This is a genomic window from Streptomyces sp. NPDC004542, assembly GCF_040610035.1.
Taxonomy (GTDB): Bacteria; Actinomycetota; Actinomycetes; order Streptomycetales; family Streptomycetaceae; genus Streptomyces.
This window is the reverse complement of sequence record NZ_JBEXLP010000021.1, coordinates 44,898-61,908: the sequence shown is the minus strand read 5'-3', so window position 1 is coordinate 61,908 and position 17,011 is coordinate 44,898. Positions and strand designations below refer to the sequence as shown.

The window sequence follows — 17,011 nt, the reverse complement described above, 5'->3', positions numbered from 1 at the left end:
TCCCCGAGGAGCCCGCAATGTGCTGTATGCCTATTTTTGTCATGGTTTTTGTTGGGGTTGGTTTACATTGACGTCATGCCGGGGGTTGATATGAGTACGACTCATTTTGGAGTTGGGGTAGCATGCCTACCGAGGAAGTCGCGGGACGCGCTTGGGTGGTCCGTAGGTGGAGGCAGAACAGATGAGTGAAACGTTCGCGGCCGACGGGTCGGTCGTGCAGCTGTCCGGCGGGGCAGGGGAGAGAGCGAAGGGGGACGGGCGCGACTACCGGCCGCGATACGAGGTCGTCGCTGAGCAGATCGTCGCGTACATCAGTGAGTCCCACCTGGTTCCCGGTGACCGCATGCCCACCGAGAACGATCTGGCCGCCCGGCTGGGGACCAGCCGGGCCGTGGTGCGTGAGGCCGTGAAGATCCTCTCCGCGCTCGGCCGGGTCCGGGCCCACAAGGGGCGTGGCCTGTTCGTCGCCGACGACGAGGGGATGCTCGCCACCAGTCGGTGGGGCGGCTTCTTCCGGCCCACCGACCTCGATCACATCTTCACGCTCTTCGAGTTCCGCAGGGTTCAGGAGATGGCCGCCAGCAGTCTGGCGGCGTCCCGCGCCACCCCCGCCGAACTGCGGGCGATCGAGGTTGCCGTGGACGGTTGTCGGCACGGTTTCGTCCACGGCCTCGTCGAGGTCTTCAACCAGGCGGACGACGACTTCCACGCCAGCGTCGCAGCGGCATCGCACAACAGCTTCCTCGTCGGCGCGGTACGGGACGCCCGCCGGTTGCAGCGGCTGTCCAGCGCCATCGGGATCCACGACACACTCGGCGAGCACACGGAAGCCGCGGTCGAGGAGCACGCCGCGATCTACCAGGCCATTCGTGACGGCCGCCCCGACGCGGCGGCGCAGGCCACCGCCGTGCACCTGGACAAGACGCTTGAGGACTACCGGCGCGAGATTCAGCGGCGGGTGTTCGGGCAGCAGGGCTGAGGCACCGTCGGGCCGACGAGCAGGCCCGCCGAAGCACCCACTGTTCTTCGCTCTGAAGGGTCTGCTGGACCAGGTCCCGGACGTCCTGCATTGCGCCGCCCGGGCGCGAGATGCGTGGGACAGCTCCCGAGGACGGACACCACCCCGCGCCCGGCGCCCCAAGCCTCACCGTGAAGGGTCACCCACGACCTGCGCCACTTCCACGCCTCCGCCCTCATCGCCGGCGCAGCGAGCGTCGAACAGGTCCGGCTGCTCCTCGGCCACGCGTCCGCCGTCATGACATCGCGGATCTGCGCCCACCTGTGGCCGGGCGAAGAAGACCGCACCCGCTCCGTCATGGACGCCGTGCTCGGCGGCCTGCGGACCGGGTGCGGGCAGGTAGGCGATGCGACCCGCGAAACCGCAGGTCAAAAGGCCTAGCCAGAGATCAAGCCTTCTTGGTCTCCCAGAAGATCTTGTCGATCTGGGCGATGTAGTCCAGCGCCTTCTGGCCCGTCGCCGGGTCGGTGGACGCCTTGGCGGCCGAGAGGGCCTTCAGGGCGTCGTTGACCAGCTGGTGCAGCTCCGGGTACTTCTCGAAGTGCGGGGGCTTGAAGTAGTCGCTCCAGAGCACGGAGACGTGGTGCTTGGCGAGCTCCGCGCGCTGCTCCTTGATGATGGTGGCACGCGTCTGGAAGTGCGGGTCGTCGTTGGCGGCCATCTTCTCCTGGACGGCCTTCACCGACTCCGCCTCGATGCGGGCCTGGGCCGGGTCGTACACGCCGCAGGGCAGGTCGCAGTGCGCGCTGACCTTGACCTTGGGGGCAAACAGGCGGGAAAGCATGGAGCATTCCTTCCTCGTGATCGTCTTCTCAGGTGGGACATTACTCCCTGAGGGACGGGTTTTCGCGAGTGCCCCCTTGGGCTTAGGACAAAAGTCCGGGGTGAGACTCAGACTGGTGGAGAACGGACCGGGGAGGTGCCGGGGATGCCGGAGCTGTCGCAGGAGAGTGAACGGGGGAGGGCCGCTCCGCCCTTCGGGCTGGCCGAGGTGACCGGGCCGTCCATGGTGCCGACCCTCTACCACGGGGACCGGCTCGTGGTGCACTACGGCGCCAGGATCGGGCCGGGGGACGTGGTCGTCCTGCGCCATCCCTTCCAGCAGGACCTGCTCGTCGTCAAGCGCGCGGTGGAACTGCGCGAGGGCGGCTGGTGGGTGCTCGGGGACAACACGTACGCGGGCGGGGACAGCACCGACTACGGGGCCGTGCCGGAGGACCTGGTCCTCGGGCGGGTCCGGTTGCGGTTCCGGCCGCTCAAGGCCGGTCAGCGCTCGCCGCTGGCGCTGGCCCGCTGGGCGCTGTCGGCGGCGAGGCCGGTCTTCTCCGACCGGTCGGCCTCCAGGCGCTTGCGGGCGCGGTAGGCGGCCACGTTGGCGCGGGTCGCGCAGCGGTCCGAGCAGTAGCGCCGGGAGCGGTTGGTGGACGTGTCGAGGTAGGCGTTGCGGCAGGGCGCCGCCTCGCACAGGCCCAGGCGGTCGACCCCGTACTCGGTGAGGTGGAAGGCGAGGCCCATGGCGGCGATCGCCGCGTAGCCCGCGGTGGCGTTCGACGGGTGGTCGGCCAGGTGCATGTGCCACAGCGGGCGGCCGTCCTCGTCCCGGTGGTCGTGCCCGGAGATCTGCGGGCTCACCGGGAACTCCAGGAGCAGCGAGTTCAGCAGGTCGACGGCGAGGGTCTCGTCGCCGGTGTCGGCCGCCTCGAAGACCGCGCGCAGCCGGGCGCGGACCGACCGGAAGCGCGTGACGTCCGCGTCGGTGGCGCGCCGGGCCGCGGAGGAGTTGGCTCCGAACAGGGCGCGGACCGCGTCGACCGAGGTCAGGACGTCCTTGCCGCGCACCGGCTCCTCGCTGTTGACGAGACGCACGGCGTAATCCGAGTAATAGGCCAGTTCCACTTGTAGTCCTTACGAGGGCACTCTATGGTGTGGGATGCGGTCGGGTAATAGCCGGTCGTGCTTCCAGGGTATTACGCGTGCGAGGGGAGACGGGGTTTCCATGACCACCAGTACCGGAACCGACTGGGCGGCCTGGCAGGAGAGCTGGGACCGGCAGCAGGAGTGGTACATGCCGGACCGCGAGGAACGCTTCCGCATCATGCTCGACATGACCGAGGCGCTCGTCGGCACCGCGCCGCGCGTCCTCGACCTCGCCTGCGGCACCGGCAGCATCACCGCCCGGCTGCTCGCCCGGTTCTCCGGCGCCACCGTCGTCGGCGTCGACCTCGACCCGGCCCTCCTCGCCATCGCCGAGGGCACCTTCGCGGGCGACGAACGGGTCACCCTCGTCACGGCCGACCTCAAGGACCCCGACTGGCCGGCGGCACTGCCGTACGACTCCTACGACGCCGTCCTGACCGCCACGGCCCTGCACTGGCTGCACACCGAACCCCTCGCGGCCCTCTACGGTCAGGTCGCGGGACTCGTCCGCGACGGCGGTGTCTTCATGAACGCGGACCACATGATCGACGACACGACACCCCGGATCAACGCGGCCGAGCGCGCCCAGCGCCACGCCCGCATGGACCGGGCCAGGTCCGCGGGCGCCCTGGACTGGGCCGAGTGGTGGCGGCTGGCCGCCCAGGACCCGGTTCTCGCGGGGCCGACGGCCCGTCGCTTCGAGATCTACGGCGAGCACGCCGACGGCGACACGCCGCCCGCCGCCTGGCACGCGCGGGTGCTGCGCGAGCGGGGCTTCGGCGAGGCCCGGGCGGTGTGGTGCTCGCCGTCGGACACCTTGCTGCTGGCGCTGAAGTGACCGTCCGGAGGCCCGGCGGGCGCTGAGAGCGCCGCGGACACGCCGAAGGGCGGTACGGACGACCCGTACCGCCCTTCCCGGCGGAGTGTCACAGCACCTTGGACAGGAACGACTTGGTGCGCTCGTGCTGCGGGTCCGTCAGGACGTCGCGCGGATGCCCGGACTCGACCACCACGCCGTCGTCCATGAACACCAGGGAGTCCCCGACCTCGCGGGCGAAGCCCATCTCGTGCGTGACGACGATCATCGTCATGCCGTCCTGGGCGAGGTCCCGCATCACGTCGAGCACCTCGCCGACCAGCTCGGGGTCGAGCGCCGAGGTCGGCTCGTCGAAGAGCATCAGCTTCGGCTGCATCGCCAGCGCCCGGGCGATGGCGACGCGCTGCTGCTGGCCGCCGGAGAGCTGCGCCGGGTAGTGGCCCTTGCGGTCACCGAGGCCCACCCGGTCGAGGAGCCGCTCCGCGCGCTCCCGGGCGACCGCCTTGGACTCGCGCTTGACCTGGACCGGCGCCTCCATGACGTTCTCCAGCGCGGTCATGTGCGGGAAGAGGTTGAAGCGCTGGAACACCATGCCGATGTCCCGCCGCTGCGCCGCGACCTCCTTCTCCTTCAGCTCGTGGAGCTTGTCGCCCTTCTGCCGGTAACCGACCAGGTCGCCGTCGACGTACAGCCGGCCGGCGCTGATCTTCTCCAGGTGGTTGATGCACCTGAGGAACGTGCTTTTGCCGGAACCGGACGGGCCGATCAGGCAGAACACCTCGCGCGGGTTCACCACCAGGTCGATGCCCTTGAGGATGTGCGCCGGCCCGAAGGACTTGTGCACGCCTTCGGCCCTCACCATCGGCGCGCCGCTGCTCGGCGGCGTGATGTCCTTGCTGAGACCGGTCATCGGGCCACCTCCGGACGGCGGAACGAACCGAACATGCGGAGGTTCTTCTTCAGGCGCTGGAACGGGGTCGGCGGCAGGTTGCGCGTCGAGCCGCGGGCGTAGCGGCGCTCGATGTAGTACTGCACGATGCTGAAGATCGTGGTCAGGAACAGGTACCAGATGCAGGCCACGAAGTACATCTCGACGACCGCCAGCGAGGCGCTGGAGATGTCCGTGGCCTTCTTGATCAGCTCGGGCAGCTGGACCGCGTAGGCCAGCGACGAGGTCTTCAGCATGTTGATGAACTCGTTGCCGGTCGGCGGGATGATGACCCGCATGGCCTGCGGGAGGATCACCCGGCGCAGCGTCTGGCCCTGGGTCATGCCCAGCGCGTGCGACGCCTCCGTCTGCCCCTCGTCGACCGACTGGATGCCGGCGCGGACGATCTCCGACATGTACGCGGCCTCGTTGAGGCCGAGTCCCAGCAGGGCCGTGAGGACCGGCGTCATCACCTGGTTCATCTCGTCCTTGTAGAACCCCAGGTTCAGGATGGGGAAGACGAGCGCGATGTTGTACCAGAGCAGCAGCTGGACCAGGACCGGGGTGCCGCGGAAGAACCAGATGTAGAACCAGGCCACGGTGCTGGTGACCGGGTTCGACGACAGCCGCATCACGGCGAGGACCACGCCGAGGGCGACGCCGAGCACCATGGCGAGCACGGAGATGTACAGCGTGGTCCAGGCGCCGGCCATGATGCCCGGATCGAAGACGTAATCGGGGATGACGCTGTAGTTGATCTTCGCGTTGGAGAACGCGACCCCGATCAGCGCCACGAGGGCGATGACCACGACGCCGGAGACCCAGCGGCCGTAGTGCCGCACCGGTATGGCTTTGATCTGCTCCGGCGGCAGCGACGGCGCCGGAGCCTTGTCGACGGTGTCAGTCACGGTGACAGCCCTTCCATGGTGCGCGGAGCTGTTCAGGAGCCGCCGTTGATCTTCGACTCGGTGACGGCGCCCTGCGTGACGTTCCACTTCTCCAGGATCTTCTGGTACTCGCCGCTCTTGATGATCGCGGCCATGGCGGCCTGGAGCGCGTCGCGCAGCTGGGTGTTCTCCTTGCTGACCGCGATGCCGTACGGACCCGCCTCGATCTGGTCGCCGACGACCTCGAAGTCCTTGCCGCCGCCGGAGGTCTTCGCGTTGTAGGCCGCCACCGGGAAGTCGTTCAGGTCGGCGACGGACGCACCCTGCTTCAGACGGAGCAGCGCCTCGGGGTCGGTGTCGAAGGTCTGCAGGTCGATGGCCTTCTTGCCGTCCTTCGTACACTTCTTGTTCTGCGCCTTGGCGATGCCCTCGGACGTGGTGCCCTTCTGCAGGGCCACGACCTTGCCGCACAGGTCGTCGAGCGACTTGATGCCCTTCGGGTTGCCCTTCTGGACCAGGATCGAGGTGCCGGCGGTGAAGTAGTCGACGAAGTCGACGCCGTTGCCGACCTTCTTGCCGGTGTCGGAGTTGATGCCGTTCTGGCGGTCCTTGGTGTCGTTCATCGCCGACATGAGCACCTGGAACCGCTTGGCCTGCAGGCCCACGATCAGGTTGTCGAACTTGCCGTTCTGGAACTCGAACTTCACGCCCAGCTGCTTGCCGAGGGCGTCCGCGATGTCCGGGTCGATGCCGACGGCCTTGCCGCCCTGCATGACCTCGACCGGCGGGTACGCGATGTCGGAGCCCACCTTGATGACGCCCGCCTTGCGGATGTCCGCGGGGAGCTTGCCGGCGAGGGGCGCGGAGGAGGAGTCGGAGCCGGAGCTGTCCGAGCCGCTCTTGTCGGTCTGGTCACCGCAGCCGGTGAGCAGCAGGGCGCCCGCGACCGCGATCGCACCGACCGCGGCCAGACGGGAGTGCGCGGCGGTCGCACGACGGGTGGAGCTTGCGGTCATGGTGGGTTCCTCCGGCGGATGGGTGGAGATGCCGATGGGTCGACGAGAACACACACCTTCGGGTGTCGCGACCTCGTGGGTTTACCGCATCCTGCCATTCGGACTACGCCGTTCAGGTGACTCACTATGTCAAAATCGGATAACGGGTGACCCCCGAACCGCATCAGGTCGGCACATCCTCGGCACCTCGGGGCCCTCTATCTGCGGACATCCCGCCATCCGGCCGGAAAATCTTCGGCGCATCTCATGATGTGGTCGGTGCTTGAGCCTGAGACCAGGTTCTGTCGAGGGCCGCGATGTGACCTTGACCCAATGGACTCGTCGTCGGTGCCGTCCGTCCGGTAAGAAGGTTCTTCACACCCCTCATCCGGGGCTCAGGGCGCGTGTGCGGCGCGCCCGTCGCGTACGCCCGTACGTATCACTGAACCGGGCCGTACGCGGTCCCGCCCACCCCTCACCAGGAGTGGTCAACCCTCAACCCATGAATACTTAAGGGGTAAACAAAGTGGCAGCGGAGATCGTCAATCCTCGCAGCGACAGCACTACGGACGAGGACGGCGGGGCCGAGCCCCTCGATTCCTTCGATCCCGCGTTCGCGCTGCACCGCGGCGGCAAGATGGCCGTGCAGGCCACCGTGCCGATCCGCGACAAGGACGACCTTTCCCTCGCGTACACGCCCGGTGTGGCGCGCGTGTGCACCGCGATCGCGGAACAGCCCGAGCTGGTCGACGACTACACGTGGAAGTCGTCCGTGGTCGCCGTCGTGACCGACGGTACGGCGGTGCTGGGGCTCGGGGACATCGGACCCCAGGCCTCCCTCCCGGTGATGGAGGGCAAGGCGATCCTGTTCAAGCAGTTCGGCGGCGTGGACGCGGTGCCGATCGCGCTCGACTGCACGGGCGTCGACGAGATCGTCGAGACCGTGGTCCGGCTCGCCCCGTCCTTCGGCGGGGTGAACCTCGAGGACATCTCGGCACCGCGGTGCTTCGAGATCGAGCGGCAGCTCCAGGAGCGGCTGGACATCCCGGTCTTCCACGACGACCAGCACGGCACGGCCGTGGTGACGCTGGCGGCGCTGCGGAACGCGGCGCGGCTGAGCGGGCGGTCGATCGGCGACCTGCGGGCCGTCATCTCCGGCGCCGGCGCGGCCGGTGTCGCCATCGCCAGGATGCTGGTCGAGGCCGGCATCGGGGACGTCGCGGTCGCCGACCGCAAGGGCGTGGTGTCCGCCGACCGCGGCGACCTGACCCCCGTCAAGCGCGAGCTGGCCTCCTTCACCAACAAGGCGGGCATCAGCGGCTCGCTGGAGGACGCGCTGGCCGGTGCCGACGTCTTCATCGGCGTCTCCGGCGGCACGGTCGCCGAGGCGGCGGTGGCCTCCATGGCCGAGGGCGCCTTCGTGTTCGCGATGGCCAACCCGAACCCGGAGGTGCGCCCGGAGGTCGCGCACAAGTACGCGGCTGTCGTCGCCACCGGGCGCTCGGACTTCCCGAACCAGATCAACAACGTGCTGGCGTTCCCCGGGATCTTCGCGGGCGCGCTGCAGGTGCGGGCCTCCCGGATCACCGAGGGGATGAAGATCGCGGCGGCCGAGGCGCTCGCCGCGGTCGTCGGGGACGACCTCGCCGCCGACTACGTGATTCCCTCGCCGTTCGACGAGCGGGTGGCTCCCGCGGTGACCGCCGCGGTGGCTGCCGCCGCCCGGGCCGAGGGTGTCGCCCGCCGGTGAGCCCGCACGGCCCCGTCCGTTCGGACAGCGTCCGTCCGGGCGGGGCCAGGTGGCCGCCCCTTGGCCCACCCTTCGGGTGGTTTCCCTGGGGCAGTCCCGCCGGGCGCCGTCCCGCCGGGGGCTGCCGCCCCCGGACGGGCCGGGAGTGCCGGGCCGGGGCTGAGATCGTTCGGCCGAACCGGCAAGAGGGCATGTGTCACAGCGGTCCGTGGTTCCGCCGGCCCCACCGGGAACCTATCGTCGAGCCCATGTTCGCTGTCTACGCCGCCCGAATCGACCGCGACCAGCCGCTCAGCGGCCTCGAGTTGGGGGAGCGCCCGGCCCCCGGGGCCCGTCCCGGCTGGAGCACGGTCGACGTCAGGGCCGCCTCCCTCAACCACCACGACCTCTGGTCCCTGCGTGGCGTCGGCCTCGCGGAGGACAGACTGCCGATGATCCTCGGCTGTGACGCCGCCGGCGTCGACGAGGACGGCAACGAGGTCGTCCTGCACTCCGTCATCGGGCAGACCGGCCACGGCGTCGGCCCGGACGAACCCCGCTCCATCCTCACCGAGCGCTATCAGGGCACCTTCGCCGAGCAGGTCGCCGTGCCCACCTGGAACGTCCTGCCCAAGCCCAGGGAGCTCTCCTTCGCGGAGGCCGCCTGTCTGCCCACGGCCTGGCTGACGGCGTACCGGATGCTGTTCACCAACGCGGGCGTACGGCCCGGCGACTCCGTCCTCGTCCAGGGGGCCGGCGGCGGTGTCGCCACGGCCGCGATCGTGCTCGGCAAGGCGGCCGGGCTGCGGGTCTTCGCCACCAGCCGGGACGAGGCCAAGCGGAAGCGGGCCCTGGAGCTCGGGGCCGTCGAGGCGGTCGAGCCGGGGGCGCGGCTGCCGCAGCGGGTGGACGCCGTGATCGAGACCGTCGGCGCCGCCACCTGGTCCCACTCGGTGAAGTCCCTGCGGCCCGGCGGCACGATCGTCATCTCCGGTGCCACCAGTGGCGACCGTCCCTCGCACGCCGAACTGACCCGCATCTTCTTCCTGGAGCTGAAGGTCGTCGGTTCCACGATGGGCACCAAGGACGAGTTGGAGGACCTGCTCTCCTTCTGCGCCGCCACCGGTGTCCGCCCCGTCATCGACGAGGTGCTCCCGCTCGACCGCGCCCGCGAGGGCTTCGAGCGGCTGGAGTCCGGTGGCCAGTTCGGCAAGATCGTCCTCACCAACGGCTGAGTCCCGAGGCCGCGCTTCGGGGTCGCGTCTCGAGGCCGCGCAGCACGGCTGTCCGACGGCCGGTCCGGTTTCCGGGCCGGCCGTCGGCGTTTGTCAACTGTGGTTGACAGTAGGCGGATGTCAACTTATGTTGACACCATGACCGAAGCAACGGATCTCGCCGAACGTGCGGGCGACCGCGACCCACGGGTCGGGCTGCGGGCCGTCGCCGCACTGCGCAGGCTGCTCGAGCAGCTGGAGGCGGTACAGGTGCGCAGCGCGCGCAACCAGGGCTGGTCGTGGCAGGAGATCGCCGCCGAACTGGGCGTGAGCAGGCAGGCCGTGCACAAGAAGTACGGGAGGCAGTGATGTTCGAGAGGTTCACGAAGGACGCGCGTGCCGTGGTCGAGGGTGCCGTCGCGCAGGCCGAGCGGCTGGGGGACGGGAAGGTCGAGGAGCCCCACGTCCTGCTCGCCCTGCTCGAGCGCGAGGGCAGCCGGGGGTCCTTCGCGCTGGCCTCGCTCGGCTTGTCGGCGGGGCGGCGGGCCGGCGTGGTGCGGGCCCTGGCCGAGGCCCGGCGCCGCGGCGGACTGTCGCGGGCCGACGCGGACGCGCTGTCCGGGCTCGGCATCGATCTGTCGCAGATCGTGTTCCGGGTCGAGGAGGCGCACGGGCAGGGGGCGCTGGGAGGCGTCCGGCGGCGCGGATCCGGGCGGCGGCCGTTCAGTCGCGGCGCCAAGGAACTGCTGGCCGATTCCCTGCGTGTCGCCCTGGGCCACCGTGACCGCCACATCGGCGACGAGCACCTCCTGCTCGCCCTCGCCTCCCGTCCGGGCGTGCCCGCCGAGGTCCTCGCCGACCACGGCGTGAGCCTCGAGTCGCTGACCCGGGTGCTGTACGGCGACGGCGAGGCGAAGGCGAGCTGACCGCCCGGCCTCTGTCCTCCGGCTGCCCTCCGGCTGTGCTCAGGCCTCGGGGCGCCGCAGTATCACCCCGATGTGCGCCGCCGCCGTCGACAGGTGGCGGCGGGTGTCGCGGAGCTGCTCGCGGGTGACGCCGTGGTCCCGGGCCGCGTCCCGGATGTCGTCCCGGAACCGGTCGAGCAGGCGGTCCAGGTCGCGGGCCGGGTCGCCGGTGGAGTCCTCGTGGGCCCAGGCCGGTTCGTAGTCGGCGGGGAAGTCCTCCGGGGTGTCGGAGTACTCCGGGGCGGCCTTCCCCGTGCCGGCACCGGTCTCCGCGGCGCCGGTCTCGGTGTCCGTGCGCCCGAAGCCGAAGTCCTTGCCGAATTCCTTGCCGAACTCTCCGACCTCCTTGGTGAGTTCGGAGAGGCCCTCGCGGACCCCCGTCGGCCAGTCCCCCCGCGCGAAGTGGTCCTGGACGTGCTCCTGGACGCGCCGGGCGATGCGCTGCACCTCCTCCTGGGCCTGGGCCCGCGCCCTCGTCTGCGCCTCCTGGGCCTGGCGGCGGGCTCGCTGGGCCTCCTCGCGGGCCCGGCGGCTCTCGTCCTTGGCGCGGCGTGCCTGCTCCTTCCACTCCTGCTTGACCCGGCGCATCTCCTCCTTGGCGACGCGCCAGGCCTCCTTGTCGGCCGGCGGCCCGCCGTACTCCCCGAAGGGGCCGCGGTCCCCGGCGCCCGCCTTGCCGCCCCGCCGGGCCTCGGAGGCCGCCGCTCGCATCTCGCGCCGCAGATCGCCCGCCGCGCCGCGCACGTCGGCCTGTATCTCGGCGGCGAGTTCGGCGACCGATTCGCGGATCTCCAGCTCCAGGTCGGCCAGCTCGCCGCCGCGGCCGGCCAGTTCGGTGCGGCCGGCGTCCGTGATGGCGTACACCTTGCGGCCGCCCTCCGTGGTGTGGGTGACCAGGCCCTCGGCCTCCAGCTTGGCCAGCCGGGGGTAGACGGTGCCCGCCGACGGTGCGTACAGCCCCTGGAAGCGTTCCTCGAGGAGCCGGATCACTTCGTAGCCGTGGCGCGGGGCCTCGTCGAGCAGCTTCAGCAGGTAGAGACGGAGGCGGCCGTGAGCGAAGACGGGGGGCATGTCAGAGCACCTTCTTTTCGGTCGTGCCGTCGGCCGGGGCGCTGCTGCCTGCCTGGCGGCCGCCCTGACCGGAAACGGAATTGTCCCCCGAGTCGTGCTGTGGTCCGGCCGGCGGGGCGTCCTCCTCGTCGTCCCTGGGCGGACGGCGGAGCAGGGCGATCGAGCCGGAGACCGTCGTGGCCCTGAGCTTCCCGGTGCCCGCGCCGAGCCGTCCGGTGACCTTGTGGGCGCCCCACTGGCCGTGCACCCGGAGGCCGTCGAAGGCGTTGGAGATGCTTCCGCTCGCGGTGTTCGCCTCGACCTCGGCGTCCGCGGGGTGCGGGAGCCGGATGGCGATCTCACCGGAGACGCTGGTCAGTCTGACGTCGGTCGGCCCGTCGGGGTCGAGGTCGACGATCATCGAGCCGCTGACCGACTCGGCCCGCACGGAGGAGCCCGAGGCCTCCACCACGGTCAGATCCCCGGAGACGGAGTGGTACCGCAGGTCGCCCGTGACGGCCTGTGCTTCCAGGTTGCCGGACACCGTTTCCGCGCGCACCGGGCCGGAGAGGGCGACGAGCGTGGTGTCGCCGGTGACGCCCTTGACCACCGAGGGCCCCCGGAGTCCGGAGACGACGGCCCCGGCGCCGATCACGCCGACCTCCACCCGGGTGTCCGCCGGGACCGCTAGCGAGACGACCGCGCTGCGCCGCCAGCCCTTGCGGTCCAGCCACTTCAGGAAGCCCTTCCAGGGCAGGTCCTCGTAGGCCACCGTGAGGGTGCCGTCCTGCTGGGTGACCACCAGGGGCGGGCCCTCGACGTCCGTGACCTCGAGGCGGGCGGAACCTTCGTCCGTACCCACGACGTTCACGGTTCCGTTGACGATGCGTACGTGCAGATCGCGGACGGGAGTGTCGAAGGTGAGCTTGGTGGGCTCGGCGACGGACCACTCGGACATGGGTGTGACCTCCTCGCAAGGACGCGACACGCCATATCGCGTCTTCTGGGAAACACGATATGTCGTGGCGGTCGGAAGTCAAGACACCCGTTGGAGGACATGACCGGGCATGACCGGGCATGACTGACACCGGGCCGCGTTCTCGGCGGCCCGGTGCCGGGGAAGGGGAAGAGGAAGGGGAAGGGGAAGCGGCTGCTCCGCGCCTACGCGTCCAGCGCCTGTGTGTCCAGCGGCTGCGCGTCCAGCGCCCGCGCGCTCACTCGTCGTCCTCGTCGTCCAGGCGGGCGAGCCACGTCGCAAGTCGCTCCACCGGGACCTCGAAGTCGGGGTTCAGATCGACGAACGTGCGCAGCTGCTCGGCGAGCCACTCGAAGGTGACCTCTTCCTCGCCGCGCCGCTTCTCCAGTTCCTCGATGCCTCGGTCGGTGAAGTACATGGCTGGTGCTCCGTGGTGAGTACAGGGTCCGTGGTGAGTACAGGGGTAGGGCCGCTCCCGCGCGGGAAGAACCCTCTCCCTGTGGCAAGAAGAGGCGTCCGCTTCCCGCCCGGGAAGCCACGACAGGACAGGAAAAGAATAGGCGCAGGGAGCGCCGCGCCCACGGGCCGTCGGCCTCCCGCGCGAACGGGGGAATCGCATGGGGCACGAAGTGACGCGGGTGGCGCGGATCGAACTGCCGGACGGTACACCGGTGTGGGCCCGGATATCCGGGGCCGAGGAGCTGACCGTGCCGTCGGGAGAGCTGTCGTTCACGGACACCGGGTTCGCCGAACGGGTGGAGGCGAGCGTGGAGAGCCTGCACTCGCTCGTCACCGGTGTCGCCCGCTCGCTGGCCGGACCGCTGCGCGCGGTGCGTCCGGACGAGGTGAGCGTGGAGTTCGGGATCGAGCTGACCGCGAAGGCCGGGAAGGTCGTCGGGCTGCTGGCGGACGGGGAGGCCAAGGCCGGCATCACGGTGACCCTGACCTGGAACGGCTCAGGCCCACCTGACCCGGCGGCTTGCGGGTCCGCCGCGGACCCGTCCTCCTCGGCACCGGACCGGGACGAACCCGAGGGCACCGTTTCGCCGGCCGCCCCCCGTGCGCCCCGGGACGGAGCACCGCCCGGCAGCGGCGGCGCCACCCGTGCGGGGGCGTCCACCGGCGCCACGGCGCACGGGGGCGCCCCGGGCGCCCACGGTGGTGGCGGGGCATGACCGACGGATACGACGGGGGCGCACCGGGCGGTTTCCATGCCGCCCACCATGCGCTCCGTGAACTCGTCATGGCGGCGACCGTGCGCATTCATCGCACAGGTGTCGGGTATGCCCTGGACGAACCCGGCAGCTTCCTCGGCAGTGGATTCTTCATCGCCCCGAACTGGGTTCTGACCTGCGCACACGTGGTGAACGGCGGGGAGGGGGACGACGTGGCGGTGGTCTACCAGACCGGCCCGGGCGAAGGCCCGTCCGCCGTCCCCGGCCAGGTGGCGGCCACCCTCCCGGAGCACGTCGAACGCCGGCTGCCCGGCAGCTGGCCGGCCCCCGACCTGGCCCTCGTCCGGCTCCGCGAACCCGTCGACCACGACTGCGTGTACGTCTCCGAGCGGCCCGCCGCGCACTACGGCGAGGGCCGGGTGTTCTACGCGGGCTGGACGGTGACCGGCGGACAGCTGCAGATCCTGGACGGGTTCCTCTCCGTGCAGGGGACCATCGGCGGCTGGTCGGCGGGGGTGCAGATGCGGCTCGGGCACAACGACCTGCCGCCGGGCGTCTCGGGCGGCCCCGTCGTCGACCCGGTGCGCGGCGAGGTCGTCGGCGTGCTGAAGTCGCGTGCCGATCACGGGGCCGGGGGCACCTCCACCGGGATCGAACGCCTGCGGACGTTACAGGTGCCGGCGGGCGCGGTCCGGACCGAGCACGACGACGTCTACCAGACGGTCTTCCACGCCCACGACCGCTACCACCGCGACCGGCAGCAGCCCTCGGAGTCCCGGCGCCCCACCTGGGCCGACCTTCAGGCGGAGCTCGGCGCCCGCCCGGGCCGGACCCTCGGTCCCGACGAACGCGGCGAGCTGCTCGGCCGGCTCGCCGAGCTGCCGCCGCCGGCCACCACCCGCTGCCTGCTCGACATCCTCGACTCCCTGCCGAACTTCCAGCTGCCCACCCTGGTGCCGGCTCCCCGCGGCTGGCGGGACGGGCTGGGCGTGCTGTACGAGAACGCCCGGCAGGACGGGGCGCTGAAGCTCGTGCTCGACTACGCGATGCAGGTGATGGCGGCCGAGCGCCCGGCCACGCCCAGCCTGCTGGACGCCGAACAGGCCCTGTGGGAGTGGGTGAAGCAGACGTCGACGGGCCTCGACAGCGGCTACCGCAGCGGTCTGGCCCGGCGGCGCGCGCAGTGGCTGGGGCTGCGCCGCCGCCCCCACGCCGTCCCGGCGGGCCCGCCGGTCCCGGCCCCCGGCGCCCCGTCGCCGCTGCCGGGGGAGCCGCCTGGCGAGCGGCCGGGTGACGCCGGTCCCCGGCTGTCCGTGCTGCTCGAAGTACTGCCCCGGGGCTGGGAGCCCGGGCGCTGCGACTGGTCGGTCTCGGTGGCCGGCCCGGACGGCGACGTGACCCGTCTGCACGAGGCCGAGCGCACCCCGCTGGAGGAGCTGCCGGCCGAGCTGGCCCCGCCGCTCGCCGAGGCCTTCCGCCAGTGCGACGAGCCCGGACGGCCGGCGGCGCTGCACGCGGCCCTGCCGCACCTGCTGCTCGGCCTGGCCGTGGACGACTGGCGGCTGCGGCCGGACGGCCCCCCGCTGGGCGCCGAGCGGCCGGTCGTCGTGCGCTGTTCGGACCGCGACCAGCTGCCGGGCGACGGCGGGTACGCGCTGTCCGGCGCCGAGTGGGGCGGTTACCGGGACGAGGGCGGCCAGGGCGGCGAGAACGGCGAGGCCGACCAGGGCGCCGGGGACGCCAAGGATCTGGAACGCCGGGACCGCTGGCGCCGGCTGCACGCCGACGACGCCCAGACCGAGGTGCTGGACTGCGATGACGGGGTGCGCGGGCCGGTGCCCACCGTCGTGGAACTGCGCCGTCTGCCGCCCCGTACGGTCCCGGTGCTGTGCCGCTACGGCGACCGGCGCTACGAGGACGACTCCGCCGCGCTCGGCCGGATCCTGCACGCCGGCTTCGGGGTGGTCCTGTGGCGCCGCCGGCGGGGCCAGCCGGACGCCGTGTGCGGGGAGTTCCACCGGGGGACCAGGCAGGTCGTCGGCGACGGGGCGGGTGCCGCGTTCCTCCCCGACCTGGTGCACGGGCTGCGGGTGAAGCGGCACGCGGGCCTCACGGAGGCCTACTGGGCCGACGGAATCGCACTCCTGTACGACGACCCGCACCGGCCGCTGCCCGGCGCCGGAGATCTGCTGGAGGCCCCCTGATGCGGCCCGCCCCGAGCACCCCTCGGCCTCTTACCAGCCTTACCGCGGATCGATACCGTGATGCACGTTCGACGGCTGCCCTGGCGGACGAGTGACGACGAGGACCGGACCATGACCGAATCCAGTGAGTGGCTCATCTACCGAGGCGCCGGAGAACCCCACGACGGAATGAGCCGGCTGCCCCCGCCCCCGCCCTGGCGGGACTTCGCCGGCCGGGACGCCGAGGGCGACGGCGACGGCTCCCGGGACCGCAGGCTGGGCGCCCACCGCCACCTCGCGGAACTCCACCGGCCCGGCGCCGAGGAACTGGAGATGATCAACGCGGCGCTCTATCTGCGCCGCCCCCTGCTCGTCACCGGCAGCCCCGGCGCGGGCAAGAGCACGCTGGCCCACTCGGTCGCCTACGAGCTGGGCCTGGGCGACGTCCTGCGCTGGTCCATCGTCAGCCGCTCCACCCTCCAGGACGGTCTGTACCACTACGACGCCATCGCCCGGCTCCAGGACGTCCAGATCGCCGCCCAGGGCGGCTACGGAGCCGCGGCGGGCAGCCCCGGAGCCGTCGAGGCCATCGGCAGCTACATCCGGCTCGGTCCGCTCGGCACCGCCCTGCTGCCCTCCGCCACACCGCGCGTGCTGCTCATCGACGAACTCGACAAGAGCGACATCGACCTGCCCAACGACCTGCTGAACGTCCTCGAGGAGGGCGAGTTCGAGATCCCAGAGCTGCAGCGCATCGCCGACCGGCTGCCGGACGGCGAGGCCGAGGTGCTCACCGCCGACGGCACCAAGGTCCGCGTCCGCGACGGCCGGGTCCGCTGCGGAGCCTTCCCGTTCGTCGTCCTCACCAGCAACGGCGAGCGGGACTTCCCCGCACCGCTGATGCGCCGCTGCATCCACCTGGAACTGGGCCGCCCCGACCACAACCGGCTCGCCACCTTCGTACGCGCCCACCTCGGCGACGAGGCCGCCCGCGCGGGCGACGACCTGATCACCCGCTTCCTGGAGCGCTCCCGCAGCGAACTCCTCGCCGCCGACCAGCTGCTGAACGCCATCTACCTCACCGACGCGGCCGCCCAGCCCAGCCGCGACCGACTCGCCGACCTGCTCATCCAGCGACTCGACCGACCGAGGTGAGG

General features: G+C 71.3%; 18 protein-coding genes and 1 pseudogene. 11 read left to right on the top strand and 8 right to left on the bottom strand.

Annotation, left to right across the window (positions count from 1 at the left end):
• Positions 1 to 181: 181 nt before the first annotated feature.
• A complete protein-coding gene (locus ABZX30_RS14905; protein ID WP_355933359.1) occupies positions 182 to 979 on the top strand; it encodes an FCD domain-containing protein in 798 nt (265 codons plus the stop codon).
• 177 nt (positions 980 to 1,156) lie between these two features.
• Positions 1,157 to 1,399: pseudogene (locus ABZX30_RS14900) on the top strand (site-specific integrase); the annotation flags it as partial.
• Positions 1,400 to 1,406: 7 nt separating this feature from the next.
• Here the strand turns inward: ABZX30_RS14900 and sodN are convergent.
• Complete coding sequence (gene sodN, locus ABZX30_RS14895) at positions 1,407 to 1,802, bottom strand: superoxide dismutase, Ni (RefSeq protein ID WP_355933356.1); 396 nt, start codon at positions 1,800 to 1,802, stop codon at positions 1,407 to 1,409.
• Between the two features lie 144 nt (positions 1,803 to 1,946).
• Here sodN and sodX point away from each other — a divergent pair, with 144 nt between their 5' ends.
• The gene (sodX, locus tag ABZX30_RS14890; protein WP_355933354.1) at positions 1,947 to 2,381 is read left to right on the top strand and encodes a nickel-type superoxide dismutase maturation protease; all 435 of its coding nucleotides are present in this window, start codon (positions 1,947 to 1,949) and stop codon (positions 2,379 to 2,381) included.
• Here the strand turns inward: sodX and ABZX30_RS14885 are convergent.
• Complete coding sequence (locus ABZX30_RS14885; RefSeq protein WP_355933352.1) at positions 2,285 to 2,914, bottom strand: CGNR zinc finger domain-containing protein; 630 nt, start codon at positions 2,912 to 2,914, stop codon at positions 2,285 to 2,287. The two genes, sodX and ABZX30_RS14885, sit on opposite strands and share 97 nt — an antisense overlap.
• A gap of 100 nt (positions 2,915 to 3,014) precedes the next feature.
• On the opposite strand from ABZX30_RS14885, the gene ABZX30_RS14880 reads away from it, so the two are divergent.
• A complete protein-coding gene (locus ABZX30_RS14880) occupies positions 3,015 to 3,773 on the top strand; it encodes a class I SAM-dependent methyltransferase (protein WP_355933350.1) in 759 nt (252 codons plus the stop codon).
• An 88-nt stretch (positions 3,774 to 3,861) separates the two neighbouring features.
• On the opposite strand, the gene ABZX30_RS14875 is transcribed toward ABZX30_RS14880, so the two are convergent.
• Genes ABZX30_RS14875 through ABZX30_RS14865 form a run of 3 tightly spaced genes read right to left on the bottom strand, consistent with a single transcriptional unit; the run spans position 3,862 to position 6,583 of the window.
• Complete coding sequence (locus ABZX30_RS14875) at positions 3,862 to 4,662, bottom strand: amino acid ABC transporter ATP-binding protein (protein ID WP_355933347.1); 801 nt, start codon at positions 4,660 to 4,662, stop codon at positions 3,862 to 3,864.
• Positions 4,659 to 5,588, bottom strand: coding sequence for an amino acid ABC transporter permease (locus tag ABZX30_RS14870; protein ID WP_355933344.1), 930 nt, complete (start codon positions 5,586 to 5,588; stop codon positions 4,659 to 4,661). Before ABZX30_RS14870 ends, ABZX30_RS14875 begins: the two co-directional genes overlap by 4 nt.
• A gap of 32 nt (positions 5,589 to 5,620) precedes the next feature.
• On the bottom strand, positions 5,621 to 6,583 hold the full coding sequence (locus ABZX30_RS14865; RefSeq protein WP_355933342.1) for an ABC transporter substrate-binding protein: 963 nt from the start codon (positions 6,581 to 6,583) through the stop codon (positions 5,621 to 5,623).
• A gap of 505 nt (positions 6,584 to 7,088) precedes the next feature.
• Here ABZX30_RS14865 and ABZX30_RS14860 point away from each other — a divergent pair.
• From ABZX30_RS14860 to ABZX30_RS14845, 4 genes are all read left to right on the top strand, one after another.
• Complete coding sequence (locus ABZX30_RS14860) at positions 7,089 to 8,312, top strand: NADP-dependent malic enzyme (RefSeq protein WP_355933340.1); 1,224 nt, start codon at positions 7,089 to 7,091, stop codon at positions 8,310 to 8,312.
• Positions 8,313 to 8,560: 248 nt separating this feature from the next.
• Entirely contained in the window at positions 8,561 to 9,526 is a 966-nt protein-coding gene (locus ABZX30_RS14855) for a zinc-binding dehydrogenase (RefSeq protein ID WP_355933337.1), read from the top strand.
• Positions 9,527 to 9,664: 138 nt separating this feature from the next.
• Complete coding sequence (locus ABZX30_RS14850) at positions 9,665 to 9,874, top strand: HTH domain-containing protein (RefSeq protein WP_018571396.1); 210 nt, start codon at positions 9,665 to 9,667, stop codon at positions 9,872 to 9,874.
• Positions 9,874 to 10,431, top strand: a complete 558-nt coding sequence (locus tag ABZX30_RS14845; protein ID WP_355933335.1) for a Clp protease N-terminal domain-containing protein — start codon at positions 9,874 to 9,876, stop codon at positions 10,429 to 10,431. The genes ABZX30_RS14850 and ABZX30_RS14845 overlap by 1 nt, the downstream gene beginning before the upstream one ends.
• A gap of 39 nt (positions 10,432 to 10,470) precedes the next feature.
• Here the strand turns inward: ABZX30_RS14845 and ABZX30_RS14840 are convergent, their stop codons facing one another.
• The 3 genes from ABZX30_RS14840 to ABZX30_RS14830 all read right to left on the bottom strand — a co-directional run bounded on the left by ABZX30_RS14840 (position 10,471) and on the right by ABZX30_RS14830 (position 12,914).
• Positions 10,471 to 11,541 carry a helix-turn-helix transcriptional regulator gene (locus ABZX30_RS14840; RefSeq protein ID WP_355933333.1) on the bottom strand — a complete coding sequence of 357 codons (1,071 nt, stop codon included), beginning with the start codon at positions 11,539 to 11,541 and terminating at the stop codon, positions 10,471 to 10,473.
• 1 nt (position 11,542) lies between these two features.
• Positions 11,543 to 12,478, bottom strand: coding sequence for a DUF4097 family beta strand repeat-containing protein (locus ABZX30_RS14835; RefSeq protein ID WP_355933331.1), 936 nt, complete (start codon positions 12,476 to 12,478; stop codon positions 11,543 to 11,545).
• Between the two features lie 256 nt (positions 12,479 to 12,734).
• A complete protein-coding gene (locus ABZX30_RS14830) occupies positions 12,735 to 12,914 on the bottom strand; it encodes a DUF6104 family protein (protein ID WP_003992906.1) in 180 nt (59 codons plus the stop codon).
• A 199-nt stretch (positions 12,915 to 13,113) separates the two neighbouring features.
• Between ABZX30_RS14830 and ABZX30_RS14825 the strand changes: the two genes are divergently transcribed.
• The 3 genes from ABZX30_RS14825 to ABZX30_RS14815 all read left to right on the top strand — a co-directional run bounded on the left by ABZX30_RS14825 (position 13,114) and on the right by ABZX30_RS14815 (position 17,009).
• Entirely contained in the window at positions 13,114 to 13,671 is a 558-nt protein-coding gene (locus ABZX30_RS14825; RefSeq protein ID WP_355933329.1) for a CU044_2847 family protein, read from the top strand.
• A complete protein-coding gene (locus ABZX30_RS14820) occupies positions 13,668 to 15,875 on the top strand; it encodes a trypsin-like peptidase domain-containing protein (protein WP_355933328.1) in 2,208 nt (735 codons plus the stop codon). The genes ABZX30_RS14825 and ABZX30_RS14820 overlap by 4 nt, the downstream gene beginning before the upstream one ends.
• 111 nt (positions 15,876 to 15,986) lie before the next feature.
• Complete coding sequence (locus ABZX30_RS14815; protein ID WP_355933325.1) at positions 15,987 to 17,009, top strand: MoxR family ATPase; 1,023 nt, start codon at positions 15,987 to 15,989, stop codon at positions 17,007 to 17,009.
• The last annotated feature ends 2 nt before the right edge of the window (positions 17,010 to 17,011 follow it).

Bases quoted from the DNA above. Each gene is read 5' to 3' on its own strand.
- ABZX30_RS14875 (WP_355933347.1), bottom strand. From the start codon at position 4,662: ATGACCGGTCTCAGCAAGGACATCACGCCGCCGAGCAGCGGCGCGCCG.
- sodX (WP_355933354.1), top strand. From the start codon at position 1,947: ATGCCGGAGCTGTCGCAGGAGAGTGAACGGGGGAGGGCCGCTCCGCCC.
- ABZX30_RS14830 (WP_003992906.1), bottom strand. From the start codon at position 12,914: ATGTACTTCACCGACCGAGGCATCGAGGAACTGGAGAAGCGGCGCGGC.
- ABZX30_RS14880 (WP_355933350.1), top strand. From the start codon at position 3,015: ATGACCACCAGTACCGGAACCGACTGGGCGGCCTGGCAGGAGAGCTGG.
- ABZX30_RS14855 (WP_355933337.1), top strand. From the start codon at position 8,561: ATGTTCGCTGTCTACGCCGCCCGAATCGACCGCGACCAGCCGCTCAGC.
- ABZX30_RS14835 (WP_355933331.1), bottom strand. From the start codon at position 12,478: ATGTCCGAGTGGTCCGTCGCCGAGCCCACCAAGCTCACCTTCGACACT.
- ABZX30_RS14865 (WP_355933342.1), bottom strand. From the start codon at position 6,583: ATGACCGCAAGCTCCACCCGTCGTGCGACCGCCGCGCACTCCCGTCTG.
- ABZX30_RS14820 (WP_355933328.1), top strand. From the start codon at position 13,668: ATGACCGACGGATACGACGGGGGCGCACCGGGCGGTTTCCATGCCGCC.
- ABZX30_RS14845 (WP_355933335.1), top strand. From the start codon at position 9,874: ATGTTCGAGAGGTTCACGAAGGACGCGCGTGCCGTGGTCGAGGGTGCC.
- ABZX30_RS14815 (WP_355933325.1), top strand. From the start codon at position 15,987: ATGACCGAATCCAGTGAGTGGCTCATCTACCGAGGCGCCGGAGAACCC.
- sodN (WP_355933356.1), bottom strand. From the start codon at position 1,802: ATGCTTTCCCGCCTGTTTGCCCCCAAGGTCAAGGTCAGCGCGCACTGC.
- ABZX30_RS14905 (WP_355933359.1), top strand. From the start codon at position 182: ATGAGTGAAACGTTCGCGGCCGACGGGTCGGTCGTGCAGCTGTCCGGC.
- ABZX30_RS14850 (WP_018571396.1), top strand. From the start codon at position 9,665: ATGACCGAAGCAACGGATCTCGCCGAACGTGCGGGCGACCGCGACCCA.
- ABZX30_RS14825 (WP_355933329.1), top strand. From the start codon at position 13,114: ATGGGGCACGAAGTGACGCGGGTGGCGCGGATCGAACTGCCGGACGGT.
- ABZX30_RS14840 (WP_355933333.1), bottom strand. From the start codon at position 11,541: ATGCCCCCCGTCTTCGCTCACGGCCGCCTCCGTCTCTACCTGCTGAAG.